The organism is Lentisphaera araneosa HTCC2155, from assembly GCF_000170755.1.
Lineage (GTDB): Bacteria > Verrucomicrobiota > Lentisphaeria > Lentisphaerales > Lentisphaeraceae > Lentisphaera > Lentisphaera araneosa.
In genome coordinates this window covers 73690-88998 of the sequence record NZ_ABCK01000008.1, presented here as the reverse complement: position 1 = coordinate 88998, position 15309 = coordinate 73690, and the positions used below count along the sequence as shown (strand labels likewise).

The following is a 15309-nucleotide window of genomic DNA, read 5'->3' as shown; positions in this document are numbered from 1 at the left end:
ATCATGAAAGTTTTATTACTCGTCCAGGAACAACAGCGCTCCATCTTCGATACATGGTACAATGCAATTGCTGATGGACTCGAAAAATGTGATATAATTAGAGTCTCTTCTGACGATCAACAAAGACTCAAAACATTTATAAAAAAATCTTCCATCAAGCTCGAACAATACGATCGAGTCATCTTATTTCTTCGATACAAAAAAATGATGAGACAAGTCAATTTCATCCAAACAATACCTAACTTAACTATCATTGAATTAGATGCCTGTCAGAACTACTGTGAGAGTAAATACAACGGAAGATTCTCTGCATATTTCAAGCAAGTCCCATGGGTTCGCATACTTTGCACAGGAAAAGAACTTGCCCATAGACTGCAATACGAAGGTTTTGATGCTCATTTCTTCTCAAAAGCTTACGACAACCAATTACTACATAACTTAAATCAAACAAGAGATATAGAGCTAGCTTTTGTCGGAAGCTTACAGACAGGTGTATACAAATATCGTAAAGCATTTTTAGAAAATTTAGCTAGCAAAGAAGACTTAACCATCATTAATGACAAAACCAGGAAACGATTATTTACAAACTCTAAATAGAATTAAATATTTCGTTAGCGCGGACATTCCCTTTGGGGAATACATGATAAAGAATTTCGAAGCTATGGCTTGTGGCTGTACCCTTTTCACCTGGGACCAAGGAAAAATCGAAAATGACGCCGTAGGCTTTGTCGATATGCACAATGTAGTTTTATATAAATCAATGGATGAATTGATTGAAAAACTTACTATCTTAAGAAATGATGACTCACTTACTAAGAAAATTGCCTTAAATGGTCAGGTCTTGGTTCAGCATTCACACACCTGGTCACATGCGGCTAAAACAATCACCCAACTCATCGAACCTCCTCTAAGAGAAAAAACTTGTATCAAAAGCCTATTTGGACTTAAAAAAAACTACAAACTCAAAAAGTAAATGTTATCCTTTATAAAAATATATCATCACTGGAAACTTAGACGGAAATGGCGTAAAAAGGCTAAAAACAGGTCCACTATAAGCCTTAAAATACAATCTGTTGAAAAGTTTTTTTCAGAACTTGAAAAAATGAACATAGCTTACTGCTGTCTCCGTTGGCCTGACGAAGTCCCCTTTAATATTAACTTAAAATCAATGAGTAACGAAGTAATTGATCAAACATTCGGAGATATTGATTTATTAATTGATTTAAAGAATTTTGATAAACTCATTCCGCTTAGTAATCCAAGTCGAAAAGGCATTAAGGTAGACGTCTACTCATCGAGAGGAAGCAAAGGCATGAGCTTCAGAGGTATCCCTTACTTCCCCCCGAACAAGAGTTATGAAATACTTAAGGCGGCAAATAAAAATCGCTATAGCTTCTACACTTTAGAAGGTGCAACCTACATAAAAGCCCTCGTATATCATTTAACCTACCAAAAAGCTTTAAACTCCGGGATCCCAAGTGGCGTAGATTCTATAATGAGTATCACTAACCCAAAAAGAAACTATCAAAAATCCCTCTTATCAGAAGCTCATAAGCACCAAGTTAAATTACCTGACACTATAACTTTAAAATCCTTACACAAATGGCTTAAAGATGAAAATTGGGCAATACCATATGACCTTATTCCACGCTGGCCTATAAAGTGCCCATTTATTGATTTTCTTCAAAAAAATGATGCGCGAGCCTATAAAGAATATACCGTTAAATACCCAAATCTAATTGTTTACATATTAAGAGGTGAATTAAAAAATCACCCTGTGGAAAAAGCGATTGAGAAGAAATTAGAATCAAAGTTCACTTTATTAAAAAAAGCCGAAATGACTAAACCACAAGTTGATAGATGTATATCTAATATTCGTGGAGGCAATTGGCTCTCAAAGGATAATTCACACTTTGTCGCCCCTTATAAATACCTCATCTATTACGACAAGAACCCTGATCCATCTATCAATGAAAGCCTCCAAAGCAAATACCCCGAAGTCTGTAATAATAATATTTTCTTAAAACATGAGATAAGACAGGAAATCAAAAAACAAACCTCTATAGACAACGCAATCCATAGTAGCGATAATGCATTAGAAGCATTTCATATGTACTCATCACTATTCAGCTTTGACAAAATTGAAGATTTGACTAATCAATTAAACAAAATTATCCATGAATAAGCTTTGGTCTGATTTAGTCCATAGGTCCACGAGTTATCATAAGCGACGCTTTACGACTACCCTTTCATTTACAAAGATAATGACACCTTTAGTTATCCTGCATGAAATACAAAAACTTAAAACATCGGGAAAAGATTGTAGTTCAAATAAATTCTGTAAGGTCCTAATCAATGATCAATTTGTAGTTAAAACTGATATAAAACTGCTTAAAAAACGTTTCAAAGAGACTCACTTGAATTTAAAGTCGACTCACAAAGGTCACGTTGGTATTTTAGGAGAAGCCCTAAATACTCTTATTGCCAAAGATTTAAACTTCCCCGGTCATATACTACTTGGACTTAGTTATCATCACATAAAATGTGAAACATCACTTTTATTTAAAAAATTAGATAAGCAACCTATCATAGAATCAATAAAACTCACTCACACAGATTCTGAGAAGATACTTTTAAAATGTTTTTCTTTTTTAGATAAAAGCCTTGAAAAAAAATTTTTCCACGGAGACACTAACCTTGGCAACATCTTTTTAAATGATGACTTATCATCAGGTTACTTCATAGATTTTGAATTGGCAATGCCCTTTAAATGCGACCACAATACCGCACTTACAATTCAAATAGCCAATATGAGGACCTCCCTTCTCGACAACATTATAAGTAGAGATGATTTCCACCTACTAGCAAAAAAATACATGAAAAGAAAACACCCATTTTTTAGAGATTTTGAACCTTTATTCAAGTTATTTTATAAAGTGAAATTAAATAAAGACTTACGTAAAAAACGTATTAATATAATAAGCGGTAGAGAACTAAACAACTAAGTAGATCAAGCTATAAAAACTCGTAAGAAAAATTATTAAAATCGTCTTTAAAACGTTCATTAATTAAATCAATATTCCTTCTCGACAAATTTAAATCTTTAGAATTTGATGAGTTGACATGTGGTATATTAGGCACATCAATTTTATTCTGAACCTTTGTCCACGAATGATTCATATTCTCTAATTTACCAATAAAATCAGGCACTAGAACCCCTTGATCATCACACAAAAACCACGACTGGGACCTAAAGTGCCTATCTGCCATTTCGTCTGGAGTGGCACATACTATATCGACAAATTCATCAAAACTGGTCTCCATACTCATCCCCCAATGGGAAAATATACAATCACCATTTGGTTGATTGCCAATTTTATTTTTCCAACAGGAAAAGATTCGTTTATAGGGGTTTCTTACAAATGAAAAAATAAAAGCTTGAGAGAACTCTTTGGAAATTTTTGATTGCTTAAGTCTTGTAACATGCCCCTCCACTAAAGAAGGCAAATTCTCTTTTGTAACGTCAACTACATCGACACCGCTAATATAGGACGTTAAAGTTCTTCTTATAGATCTAGAAGCATTTTTGGGGATTGAAATGAAAACTACTTTTCCTTCATTTAAAGACCAAACTTCAGGCTTATATCTTTTTAACTTTAAATTTTTTCTGACTTTCTCAAACATGCTAACGCCTATATTTCTAAAAATATCAATAGTCAAAGTATAGCAGAACTCCTAAATAAACACAGTGCACTCGCTTAAGAAGTCGTGAAAATTAGATAGTATAAACACACGGATTATCACATGAAACGTCGTCAATAAAAACCAGAAGAGCGTCACAAACACCAAAAGCGTTGTACAGCTCAAACAGATCACCAGTAATTTAGATCTGATCTACTAAGACTACCATTTTTTTGTTAGTAAATACTTCTTTAAGTACACCCAATTCAGTAAAAATGCTGGGTGTAATTTAATCGCTTCACGGTAGTAGGCTTTCGCTTTTTCAACCTCTCCCTGACGGCGCAGTGATCTAAACATGGATAAGGCCCTTTTAGCTTTGTACATATCCCGGTACTTGAATAAATTTGCAGGTAAAACTTTCTCATCAAAGAGAACATCCACGGACTCATAAGAACTCGAAAGTAAACGATCTAAATCATGACGCATTGAAGCGCTGTGCTTGTACATTTTCGTTAAAACTAAGTCAAAGTAGAGACAATCATAATTAGCGATTACTTGTGCAAAAAAGGGTATATCTTCGCTGAGCTTGAGCTCTTTGACAAATTGAGTTTTCTGAAAAACATCAGCTTTGATCATTGTTGCGGAGGGAATAATCGCCAATTTATTGAGAATAAAGGCTTTGAAATTCTTTTCACGAGTAACGGAAAACTGTACTTTGGAAGATTTCTTTGGAAAGCGATCCACAAAGATGCTTTCATGACGAAAACAGATTAGTCCAAAATTTTCATTATTGGGGAGCAATTCTAAGGCTCGAGTTAGGACATCTTTTCCAAGTTCATCATCCGCGTCGAGAAAGAGCAAGTACTCACCCTGAGCAATCTTAGCTCCTTTGTTTCGAGCGGCTGCCAAACCCATATTTTTTCACGATTAACCAGTTAAGAGTGTAAAACTTGATATAGCTATCTTTTAGTAGCATATTAATTACATCTAATAAGGAGATGTATTATGCCTAAGAATAAAATTCAGTTTCAAGTTGGAGTTAGTTTTCCAGAATTCATCAAAACTTTTGGAACCGAGGATCAATGTAGTGCTTACTTGGAAAGCTGTAAGTGGCCTAATGGTTTTAAATGTGAGACATGCGATAGTGATAAGTATTACCGCTATGAATCTGGAAGCCGCACCATCTTTCAATGTAAATCCTGCCGTAAAAACCATCGTTTAACAGCGGGCACTTTATTTCATCGTACGAAAGTTCCTCTACAGAAGTGGTTCTTAGCTCTGCATCAAATAAGCCAATCAAAGAACAGTGTTTCAGCATTAGAATTACACCGCCATATTGATGTGAATTATAAAACTGCCTGGTTAATAAAGCAGAAAATCATGCAGATGATGTATGAGCAAGACAGTAAGTATAAACTTAAAGGTTTGGTTGAAATAGACGATGCTTACCTAGGTGGTCGACTGGAAGGAGGTAAACGAGGTAGAGGTTCAGAAAACAAATCTCCATTTATAGCGGCTGTGGAAACTAACGAAAATCGAAATCCAGTTTTTGTTAAACTGAATCCTGTATCAAGTTTTTCTTATGAAGTGATTAAACAATGGGCTATAGATAATCTTGAGGAGAACTGTGATACAATTTCAGACGGACTTAGAGGCTTCAGCGCCTTAAAAGAAGTAAGTAATCATAACGTTTTAGTTACTAGTAAAGCAAAGAAAGAAGAAATCGAAAGTACTTTTAAATGGGTGAATACCATTCTGAGTAATGTAAAAACTTCTATTTCTGGAACATTTCATTCACTAAAATTCGAGAAATACGGTTTCAGGTATCTTGCTGATTTACAGTTTAGGCTCAACAGAAGATTTGACCTCAGAAAAATGTTTTTTGGACTGATTTCCAAAGCTATGACTACATCGCAAAAACCTGTAGATTACCTTAATGCATCGTTAACTGATAGTACGCTTAGCCAATAGTACTCACGGTCAAACGTGATCTACAAAATTTGGCAAAGAAATGGCAATAACCTAAATTGTAATTCCACAAAACAAAAAAGGATATTGCCATGAAAATGTATACTACAAAAACAAAATTTCACTGCGGAATTGATCTTCACAAATCGATGTCTTATATCTGCGTGATGGACAAAGAAGGAAAAATATACGTGCACACAGAGATCAAAAATAATGACTTTCAGTACATGAAGAAAATCCTCTCTCCTTATTGGGATGACCTTACTATTGCCTGCGAAACTACTTACAACTGGTACAAATTATCTGATTTTTGTGAAACAGAGCCCGTTCAATTTGCCCTAGGCCATGCCCTTTATATGGGAGCAATTCATGGAGGTAAAGCAAAGAACGATAAAATAGACAGTAAAAAAATAACAGATTTGTTACGAACTAATCTCCTGCCCAAAGCGTATGCTTGTCCACGTCGGTTTCGTTCTCACCGAGATCTACTACGCCGTCGAATCAAGCTCGTGAGTATTCGCTCAGGTATATCAATTTATCTTAATCTCTTCGAAGACCAAAATAATTTAAAACATAGTTCTGCTGAGCTTCGACGAAATGCAAAGTCATCACTTCAGTTCATGGATCTTCAGACATTCCTACCAGAAGATCATGCTATGGCTCGAAACTATCAACTCAACGCCGATTTACTAAAGATGTTTACTGATCAGTTAAAACAAATAGATAAGGACCTTGTGAAATTCACCCTTGACTCTCAGTTCAAAGAAGATTTTGAAATAGTGAAATCAATGAAAGGTATCGGAGATATTTTAGGTATGACTCTGGTTTATGAAACTCATGATATTCAAAGATTTAAAACTCCAGGTGATTATGCAAGTTACTGTCGCGTTGTTAAATGCAAAAAAGAAAGTGCGGGAAAAAGTTATGGTTATAGTGGGACAAAAATGGGCAACCCTAACTTAAAGTGGGCCTTTGGTGAAATCGCAATGTTAGCAAAATCAGATCCAGTAATGAAATTCTTTGCCGATGAACTCGATCAACGTCACGGTAAACGCAAAGGACGATCCATCTTTATACATAAAATATGCCGAGCTATTTATTTTATGCTTTTACGAAAGAAACCTTTTGATCCTATCGATTTTTTCGGCAGAGAAAAATATGAGCGACTCACAAAAAAAGTTCATTAAATAAATTTAGTACCTCAGTCATGAACCTATTGATTACCCTTGTTCCGTCGAAACAACTTAACTGATTAGGATATGGCTGAGTGTACACTTTACACTCACAGCAATTTACTGATGATGACCCACTCCTCCCCGAGCCCCTAAAACCCTGGACAGTCCAATAGAGAAGGACTGAGCCCTAACACCCAACTGAATGGGACGGCGAGGATATGACCGTTAGGAGTTTCTAAGGCGTTGAGCGCAGCTAAAAGAAAAAGTTGGACTGATCAACACGGTTCCTTTAAAACCGTTGACCTTATATGGATGGCTGGAGGGCTTCACTTTTGTGAAGACTCGTACCCACAAAGTTGAAATCAAGATGGGCACAAAGTAAAGAGCTAATTCTAAGCTTCGTTTTAAGCAAAAATAACAAAAAACGGATACAATAGATTATTGTCTACTTGACAAATATGGCTAAATGGATGGTTAATCGTGTATTTTTTTGATCGATAAGCTGAAATGAATACTCGCTCTGCAGTCCCTTGAGAACATCTAAAGAATTATCAGTAGAACCATCATTTATCACCATCAATTCGACATCTTCGTTTCCGTGCTCCGCAACTGACTTTATCGCATTGACGACACGATCCCCGTAATTATAACAAGGGATGATGATTGATAACTTATACATTCTTCCACCATTTTGATTCACGCCAATAAAAGGGTTTTTTCTTGTTTTTCAACCCACCTTCAACAAATCCTCTATCTGCCTTCCATTCTCAACTTTCCAACATCCAAAACAGTTCAGGGGTTCAGGGTTCAGGGGTTCAATTCAAGATTCAGCATTAAAAATTTAAAATTGGAGCGTAGCGCCTCCCATCTTCCAGCCTCCACTAGCACGAAGTGCGCTACCTAAGCGTCAGCGCCACCCAAGGCAACTTGTTGCCGCTACCCAAGCACGAAGTGCGCTACCTAAGCGTCAGCGCTACCTAAGGCAACTTGTTGCCGCTACCCAAGCACGAAGTGCGCCACCCAAGCACGAAGTGCGCCACCTCAGGCCGCAGGCCGTCAACTCAGCGCGACGCGCGTCTCATAAGACACAAAAAGCTCTACGACCCAACGTGCATAAAAGGGATTCGGTTCTAATTTATTGCTCAATTAAATTCACTAAGCTACGACCATGACAACTTATAAAATCTGCAAAGCATTTACAAACCTCGAGCCGAAGCATCAAATTGGCCTCATTGTAGGCTTTGCTTTTGTCCTGCGCTTACTTGTTGCCTGGCAAACCCCCTACCCGAGTCGGGATGCCTATATGTATTTGTCGCTCGCTGAATTTTATCACACGGATAATCTAGCTCAAATTGCCGACACACATCCTTGGATGCCACCCCTCTACCCTTTAGTACTTTCTGGATTAATAAAACTCTCCCTTTCGACCGAGAACGCTGCCCTCATAGTCTCCATGGTCGGCTCGCTCATTATTTTATTGTCGGCGTATTCAATCACCCATACCCTAACCAAAAAACATCATCTTGCTCTACTCGCCTTATTTTTTGTCGCTATTCATCGCGACATGATTGAAGGTGCTTCAGCTATTGAACGTGAAGCCCTCTACTATCCCTTAATAAGTCTAAGTTTAGTCTTTCTCATCAAAACATTTCAGGAACAACTTAAACCTCTCTTTATAAGCTTAAGCTTTTTCTTAGGGGGTATTGCCTACACCTGTAGACAAGAAGCTTTACAACTTGTTTTAATCCTTCCTATAATACTTATCATACTTTATTTCACAGATAAAAAGCATAGCAAAAAACTTACCCTAATAAGTCCTGCACTTATTTTAATTTTCTTTATCCCTAGCTTAATTTTGTCCCAGTTCGTAAACGAATCCGCGGGCAGCAAATGGGACCCCCTCAATAAGCAAAGAACTCAGCTCTTGCTAGATAACTTAAGGGGCAAATAATGTTAGAAGATGGATTCACCTTTCAAGCCTTTATCGATTTCATGAGCCGCATGGTAAAAATGATGGGTTATTTCAATATCATCTTATGTTTCGTCGCCCTTAAGGAACACTTGAAAACAAAAAAACTTTCCACACCGGCTAAATGCTTACTCGTCTTCCTCGCCGTGGATTTTATTATTCGACTCATTCACGCCTTTGCAGGACGTGATACTGCGGGGCGTTACTACTTTATCGAGTTCTTCATCATTTTAACTCCTGCTGCCATTGGCTTTATGATTCTCGGAAAAAAGATCACTGAAAAAACTTCTTTTGCCTACGAAAGAATCGTTTTTTACACCTTAGTCACCATTGCGCTGGGCCAGATGATCATTGTCTTCAAACCTCGCCCCCATAAAGAGTACCTCTTCTCTTTTGCGGAACACATTAAAAACCAAGCACCCAAAGATGCTTATGTATACGGATTAATGCCCCGCATCAATTACCTCGCTGGCAAAGAACATCGCATGGAAATATTCATTGCTGATCGTTTAAAAAAAGATATTAAACGAGGTCTATATTCGAAGCCTCAGTCCATCTTTTTTGCCTGCAAAGGCGAAGCAGTCCCCAAAGATTTTGATGCTATCATGGTCTGGAAAAAAGTCCTCAGCACCCAAAACCACAAGAAAAAAACCTACACCCTCTTCCAAGGCGTCACTTACAAAAAATAAGCCTAGCATTTAGAGTAGCTTTCAGTCAAGCCTCTATGCCTATGAGTATATCAGCAAATGAGTTTAGGGGGTCAATTCAGAATTAAAAATTTAAAATTCGAGCCTAGCACCTACCCTAATACTTGATGAGAAAAAACCTCTTCCTCATTCTGACTACTGACTGATGTTAATAAATCGATTTGATTAGGCTGTGCCCCTAGAGTAAAGACTGTACCTCTTTGACAAAACAACTCTTTCTTAAGTTCCTTAACAGCGCCAAAGCCAAACTCTAATAAACTTTGCATAAGGCGCTCAGCATTCACTGCATTTGGTTTAATTAATAGATCAAAATCCATTGTCATTCGAGGAAAACCATAAAAGCAAACTGCATGCCCACCACAAACGAGAAACTCCACTTCATTTTTTTGCAAGAGTCGCAAAAGGTCCAACATGTCCTCTGATAAACTACTAGGGAACATCTTGGAAGTTCTTTCTTTTTAAGCGTCCCACTTTTTCCATTTTTGAATGAAGATCCCAACGTAAATAACGTGACTGCATTTGAATCAACATCGCAACTCGCTCATTGCCACTTAATTGAGATATATCAGCTCTTCGAAAATCATCTTGATCTTCTATTTTCCCAACACGTATACGTCTTTCCATTATTCATCAGCCTTCATCATTATGCCTAATTGACTAAATGTACCACAGCTAATTCAAAAGTACACTCATCTAAAATCAGCGCCTAGCGCGATCCAACCTCCACCTTCCAACCTCCACCTTCCGGCCTCCAATCTCCAAGTCCGTTCAGGGGTTCAGGGGTTTACTCACCCTCACATCTACCCTTATCCCCATATACTTATCCCCCTTCCATCAGCACCTAGCGCGATCTAATGTTGCGCTTCAGTTGAAATAGGACACATCCCTTTTTTTCTTAGTTGAGTTACTTTAAAATCGTAACCCTCCGAAAAGGAAAAAATTATGTCTAAGAAACGCCGTTATTTTAGTGCAGAACAGAAAGTTGTTGCCATTCGTAAACACCTACTTGAGCAAACTCCTGTATCTGATATTTGTGATGAACTGAATATTACAACGACTCTATTTTATCGTTGGCAAAAAGAGTTTTTTGAAAATGGTTCTCGAGCATTCACCAAGGATGATGATAGTAATTTAAAGAAGGCAGAAAAAGAGAACAGTCAACTCAAGGCGACAACTTCACAGAAAAATGATGTTATAGCTGAACTCGTGGCGGAGAATCTAAACTTAAAAAAGAAACGTGGCCTGATCTAAACGGAACTTGGGTTAGTAAAGAAGTTCGAGATCAGGTCGTTAAATATCTGTATAAGTGGCATGAACGGACGCAAATCGACCTGCGCAGCATGCTCAAAAGTTTAGCTCTTCACCCGAGCAAATTCTATCAATGGAAAAAACGAAAAGGTAAGGCCAATCAGCATAATGGTAAACAGCCCAAAGATTTTTGCATTACTGAAGATGAAAGACGTGCTGTCATTGAATATTATCAGTCTCATCGTCAAGAAGGCTACCGAGCAGTGACATATATGATGATTGATGAAAATGTTGCGTATATGAGCTCTTCCTCTGTTTATCGTATTTTATCAGATGCAGAACTCATGCGTACTAAAGCTACAAAGAAATCCACTAAAGGAAATGGATTTGAGCAACCATTACAAGCTCATGAACACTGGCATACAGATATTTCGTATGTGAAGATCAATAAGAGATTCTACTTCTTCATTGGTGTTTTAGATGGTTATAGTCGTTGTTTACTTCACTGGGAAATCAGAGAATCGATGAATGAGCAAGATGCTGAAATAGTTGTAAAACGAGCTTTAGAAAAGTTCCCAGAAGCAAGGCCTAGGATTATTACTGACAATGGTTCTCAGTATACAGGACAGGAATTTAAAAAATTCATTGCCTGTCATGGTCTTACTCATGTTCGAACCTCACCATATTATCCCCAGAGTAATGGAAAAATAGAACGTTTTCATTTTACTTTGAAGAATGGATCTATAAGACCTTTAACGCCTCTGAGTGTAGAAGATGCCAGGAGAGTTGTCGATCAGTATGTTGACTATTACAATAACACACGCCTGCATAGCGCTATTGGTTTCATCGCTCCAAAGGATAAGCTCAATGGGAAGGATGTGAGCATTATACAAGAAAGACGCAGAAAACTTGCTGATGCAAAAATTCGTAGATTAGAATTCTTTGCAGAAGCTTCATAAGCCACTAATGTGAGTAATCTCAACTAAGAGAAAGTGGGCAACTGTCTAATTCCCGCTGAAGCAGCACACTAATCTCCACTTTTCGCCCTCCAATATCCAAGTCCGTTCAGGGGTTTAGGGGTTCAGGGGTTTACTCATCCTCACATATACCCTTATCCCCATATACTTACCCGCTTTCCATCAGCGCGTAGCGCGATCCAATTTCCAATTTCCAATTTCCAATCTCCACCTTCCAGCCTCCAATCTCCACCTTCCAGCCTCCACTAGCACGCAGGCCGTCAACTCAGGCCACAGGCCGTCAACTCAGGCCGCAGGCCGTCAACTCAGGAACGTCGTTCCGTCCTAATGCCCCAAACGCTCCATCTGATAGGATCCATCGAGAACATTTTTGCACCAAGAATCTTTATTAGCGAGATACCACTCAACTGTCTTGCGTATACCTGACTCAAAAGTTTCTTCTGGTGTCCATCCAAGATCGCGCTCAATCTTATCGGCGTCAATCGCATAACGCAGGTCATGACCGGGACGATCCTTGACGAAGACAATTAAGTCTTCGTAATTTTTAATTTTTAATTCTGAATTTTGAATTGATGAATTCTCTGAAAGAGGTGCGAGCTCGTCAAGAATAGAACAGATGGTTTTCACTACTTCAATATTTTGCTTCTCGTTATGCCCACCGATATTATAAGTTTCGCCATTAGAGCCTTTTTTGGCTACCAAGCAGAGGGCGCGAGCGTGATCATCAACATAGAGCCAGTCGCGAATCTGTTTACCATCTCCATAAACTGGTAAATCTTTTTGGGCTAAAGCATTAAGCGTCACTAAAGGAATGAGTTTCTCTGGGAAGTGATAAGGACCATAATTATTTGAGCAATTTGTGATCACTACTGGCAAACCATAAGTACGGTTCCACGCACGTACTAAATGATCCGACGAAGCCTTTGACGCTGAATAAGGGGAACTTGGTGCATAAGGAGTATCTTCTCTAAAAAGATCTTCTGGCCCCTCTAAATCACCATAGACTTCATCTGTTGAAATATGGTGGAAGCGAAAAGCTTTTTTTGTACTTTCTGACACCTGATCCCTGTCACCTGTCACCTTTCGCGAAGGCAAAGCCTCCCAATACTTCCTAGCGACCTCAAGAAGAGTGTATGTCCCAATAATATTCGTTTGCATGAACTCACCTGGGCCATCTATCGAACGATCCACATGAGACTCTGCTGCCAAATGCATGATAATATCGGGCTGAAAAGCTTCAAAAACTTTTTCAACAGCTTCACGGTCACAGATATCCACTTGCGCAAAGTGGTAACGCTCAGAGTTCTCAACCGAAGTCAAAGATTCTAAGTTCCCTGCATAAGTTAATTTATCGAGATTGAGGACTTCATCATTTGTATTCTCAATCAAATTTCGAATCACTGCCGAACCAATGAAACCCGCACCACCAGTTACAATTATTTTCATATCTTATATCCCGCCTTGAATTTAGACTAATTTTAGCAACTCCACAGAGGAAGCAGCACTAGATTAAAACTTGAGTTTCATCACTGCTTTTTGTGCGTGGAGGCGATTTTCTGCCTGATCCCAAATTATCGAATGAGGTCCGTCAATAACTTCTGCTGAAACTTCCTTGTCACGATAAGCGGGTAGGCAGTGCATGACTTTAACGTCAGTTTTTGCCACTGAGAGCAAATCCATATTGACTTGATAAGGTGCGAAGCTCGCAAGGCGATCTTTTGCTTCTTCTTCAAAACCCATACTTACCCAAACATCTGTGTAGATATAATCCACACCAGCAGCAGCTGCTTTTGCATCGGTGGTTACTCGAATATTGCTTGGATTGCCAATGGAATCTAAGAATTCTTGCGGAGGCAAGTAACCTTCAGGACCACCGAGAGTGAGTTCCATACCCGTTAAATGAGCCGCGTAGATCCACGAAAGTGCCATATTAGAAGCACAGTCACCCATGAAGGCCACTTTGATGCCTTCGAGTTTGCCACTCGTAGCTTCGATGAGTTGCATATCTGCTAAGAGTTGGCAGGGGTGAAAAGTATCGGTAAGTGCATTGATCACTGGAATTGTGCAGGCATCCGCAAACGCTTTTATGTTTTCGTGTTCATGACCGCGAATAACAATGCCATCGAGGTAACGACTAAGGACTTTTGCGGTATCCGCAAAAGATTCACCACGACCAAGCTGTAGGCTATTTTGATCCATAAACATGGGGTAGCCACCAAGCTGATTTACGCCGGCTTCAAAAGAAACGCGAGTACGCGTTGAGTTTTTCAGAAAGATGAGGCCAATGGTTTTGCCCGACAAGGAAGTGTTATCCAAAGTGCGATCTTCGCGATATTTATGTGCTAGATCTAAAACTTCTCTTAATTCCTCTTTCGTGAGGTCTAATAAATTCATCAAGTCTTTAGCCATGATTCAACTCCTGGAAAATTTCACTTATAATTTGGATTGCCTGATCAACTTCAGCATCAGTAATATTGAGCATTGGAAGGAGGCGTATGGTTTTTGTTCCTGCAGTTAAAAGAACTAAGCCTTTCTCAGTTGCTTTGTTGAGAACATCCGCAGTTGGAATTTCAACATCAATGCCAATCATGAGACCCAAGCCACGCACATCAGAAACAAAGTCATATTTAGCTTTCATTTCATTGAAAGCCTGCATGAATTTAGCACCTTGCTTATTGCAGTTCTCAAGAACATTTTCTTCTTCGAAAACATCAAATACAGCTAAGCCCGCTGAGCAAGCTAGTGGAGTCCCACCAAAAGTTGTCGCATGTGTACCGGGAACGAGAATGCCTTCGTATTTCTTCTGAACTTCTAAAGCACCAATGGGCATGCCATTGCCCAGAGCTTTCGCCATGGACATCACATCTGGCTCAACACCAAAATTCTGGTAACCGAACATCTTGCCCGTACGACCCATGCCCGTTTGGACTTCATCGCACATCATGAGAATGCCTTCTTGATCACAAAGATCACGCACCGCTTGAATGAATGCTGGTTCGGCAGGCTTTACACCACCCTCACCTAAAACTGTTTCGAGCATAATCGCAGCCGTTTTATCCGTCAGCTTTGATTTGATTGCTTCTATGTCGCCATAAGGCACGTGATGAAAGCCTTGAAGATCGGGACCAAAACCAACTCTGTATTGCGCACGTCCCGTGGCTGCTAGAGCTGCTAAGGTACGACCATGGAAAGAATCTTCCATGCAAATAATTTCGTTGCGTCCTTGCTCAGAACCCCATTTACGCGCAAATTTAATAATACCCTCATTGGCCTCTGCACCACTATTGGCAAAAAAGACTTTGCCACCAAAGCTGGCCTTAGAAATTTTCTCAGCGAGCAAGGGAGCATTTGCGGTCATAAAGATATTTGATACATGTAAAAGTTGAGTCGCTTGATCCGCAATTGCTTTCGCTACCGCAGGGTGAGCGTGACCCACATTACAAACACTGATTCCAGAAGAGCAATCGAGGTATTTCTTACCTGTTTCATCCCAAAGGTAAGAACCCTCACCTTTTTCAAATAAAATCGAAGGCTTATAAGTGCCCAAGATATACTCTTCGTATTTTTCTCTAATTGTCATGACT

18 protein-coding genes are annotated in these 15309 nt (G+C 38.9%); 10 read left to right on the top strand and 8 right to left on the bottom strand.

Going from position 1 to position 15309, the window contains the following annotated elements:
- Positions 1-3 precede the first annotated feature (3 nt).
- The 4 genes from LNTAR_RS27725 (at position 4) to LNTAR_RS10105 (ending at position 3005) form a co-directional block, all read left to right on the top strand.
- Positions 4-597, top strand: a complete 594-nt coding sequence (locus LNTAR_RS27725) for a hypothetical protein (RefSeq protein ID WP_007278599.1) — start codon at positions 4-6, stop codon at positions 595-597.
- On the top strand, positions 557-973 hold the full coding sequence (locus LNTAR_RS27720; protein WP_420798213.1) for a glycosyltransferase: 417 nt from the start codon (positions 557-559) through the stop codon (positions 971-973). The genes LNTAR_RS27725 and LNTAR_RS27720 overlap by 41 nt, the downstream gene beginning before the upstream one ends.
- A 129-nt stretch (positions 974-1102) precedes the next feature.
- Positions 1103-2185 (top strand): hypothetical protein, encoded by a 1083-nt coding sequence (locus tag LNTAR_RS10110; protein ID WP_157473472.1) that lies wholly within the window; start codon positions 1103-1105, stop codon positions 2183-2185.
- A 79-nt stretch (positions 2186-2264) separates the two neighbouring features.
- Entirely contained in the window at positions 2265-3005 is a 741-nt protein-coding gene (locus LNTAR_RS10105) for an RIO2 family protein (protein WP_007278596.1), read from the top strand.
- Positions 3006-3015: 10 nt separating this feature from the next.
- On the opposite strand, the gene LNTAR_RS10100 is transcribed toward LNTAR_RS10105, so the two are convergent.
- Complete coding sequence (locus LNTAR_RS10100) at positions 3016-3684, bottom strand: sulfotransferase family 2 domain-containing protein (protein WP_007278595.1); 669 nt, start codon at positions 3682-3684, stop codon at positions 3016-3018.
- Between the two features lie 219 nt (positions 3685-3903).
- A complete protein-coding gene (locus LNTAR_RS10095; protein ID WP_007278594.1) occupies positions 3904-4596 on the bottom strand; it encodes a glycosyltransferase in 693 nt (230 codons plus the stop codon).
- A gap of 90 nt (positions 4597-4686) precedes the next feature.
- On the opposite strand from LNTAR_RS10095, the gene LNTAR_RS10090 reads away from it, so the two are divergent.
- Together LNTAR_RS10090 and LNTAR_RS10085 are read left to right on the top strand one after the other, a co-directional pair.
- A complete protein-coding gene (locus LNTAR_RS10090) occupies positions 4687-5652 on the top strand; it encodes an IS1595-like element ISLar1 family transposase (RefSeq protein ID WP_007278593.1) in 966 nt (321 codons plus the stop codon).
- Positions 5653-5741: 89 nt separating this feature from the next.
- The gene (locus LNTAR_RS10085; protein WP_007276754.1) at positions 5742-6836 is read left to right on the top strand and encodes an IS110 family transposase; all 1095 of its coding nucleotides are present in this window, start codon (positions 5742-5744) and stop codon (positions 6834-6836) included.
- A gap of 433 nt (positions 6837-7269) precedes the next feature.
- On the opposite strand, the gene LNTAR_RS10080 is transcribed toward LNTAR_RS10085, so the two are convergent.
- On the bottom strand, positions 7270-7503 hold the full coding sequence (locus tag LNTAR_RS10080) for a glycosyltransferase family 2 protein (RefSeq protein ID WP_007278592.1): 234 nt from the start codon (positions 7501-7503) through the stop codon (positions 7270-7272).
- Between the two features lie 489 nt (positions 7504-7992).
- Here LNTAR_RS10080 and LNTAR_RS10075 point away from each other — a divergent pair, with 489 nt between their 5' ends.
- Together LNTAR_RS10075 and LNTAR_RS10070 are read left to right on the top strand one after the other, a co-directional pair.
- A complete protein-coding gene (locus LNTAR_RS10075; protein WP_007278591.1) occupies positions 7993-8775 on the top strand; it encodes a glycosyltransferase family 39 protein in 783 nt (260 codons plus the stop codon).
- Complete coding sequence (locus LNTAR_RS10070; protein ID WP_007278590.1) at positions 8775-9482, top strand: hypothetical protein; 708 nt, start codon at positions 8775-8777, stop codon at positions 9480-9482. The genes LNTAR_RS10075 and LNTAR_RS10070 overlap by 1 nt, the downstream gene beginning before the upstream one ends.
- A 110-nt stretch (positions 9483-9592) precedes the next feature.
- Here LNTAR_RS10070 and LNTAR_RS10065 read toward each other — a convergent pair whose 3' ends face one another.
- Positions 9593-9892 carry a hypothetical protein gene (locus tag LNTAR_RS10065; protein ID WP_193363964.1) on the bottom strand — a complete coding sequence of 100 codons (300 nt, stop codon included), beginning with the start codon at positions 9890-9892 and terminating at the stop codon, positions 9593-9595.
- Between the two features lie 37 nt (positions 9893-9929).
- The gene (locus LNTAR_RS10060) at positions 9930-10124 is read right to left on the bottom strand and encodes a hypothetical protein (RefSeq protein WP_007278588.1); all 195 of its coding nucleotides are present in this window, start codon (positions 10122-10124) and stop codon (positions 9930-9932) included.
- A gap of 318 nt (positions 10125-10442) precedes the next feature.
- Between LNTAR_RS10060 and LNTAR_RS10055 the strand changes: the two genes are divergently transcribed.
- Positions 10443-10751, top strand: coding sequence for a transposase (locus LNTAR_RS10055; RefSeq protein ID WP_007278587.1), 309 nt, complete (start codon positions 10443-10445; stop codon positions 10749-10751).
- Positions 10752-10798: 47 nt separating this feature from the next.
- Positions 10799-11707: an IS3 family transposase gene (locus tag LNTAR_RS10050; protein ID WP_157473474.1), complete on the top strand. Its 909-nt coding sequence runs from the start codon at positions 10799-10801 to the stop codon at positions 11705-11707.
- Positions 11708-12049: 342 nt separating this feature from the next.
- Here the strand turns inward: LNTAR_RS10050 and rfbB are convergent, their stop codons facing one another.
- The 3 genes from rfbB to LNTAR_RS10035 all read right to left on the bottom strand — a co-directional run bounded on the left by rfbB (position 12050) and on the right by LNTAR_RS10035 (position 15305).
- Positions 12050-13171, bottom strand: coding sequence for a dTDP-glucose 4,6-dehydratase (gene rfbB / locus LNTAR_RS10045; protein WP_007278585.1), 1122 nt, complete (start codon positions 13169-13171; stop codon positions 12050-12052).
- Positions 13172-13234: 63 nt separating this feature from the next.
- Entirely contained in the window at positions 13235-14134 is a 900-nt protein-coding gene (argF, locus tag LNTAR_RS10040) for an ornithine carbamoyltransferase (protein WP_007278584.1), read from the bottom strand.
- Positions 14127-15305 carry an aspartate aminotransferase family protein gene (locus LNTAR_RS10035; protein WP_007278583.1) on the bottom strand — a complete coding sequence of 393 codons (1179 nt, stop codon included), beginning with the start codon at positions 15303-15305 and terminating at the stop codon, positions 14127-14129. Before LNTAR_RS10035 ends, argF begins: the two co-directional genes overlap by 8 nt.
- Positions 15306-15309 lie beyond the last annotated feature (4 nt).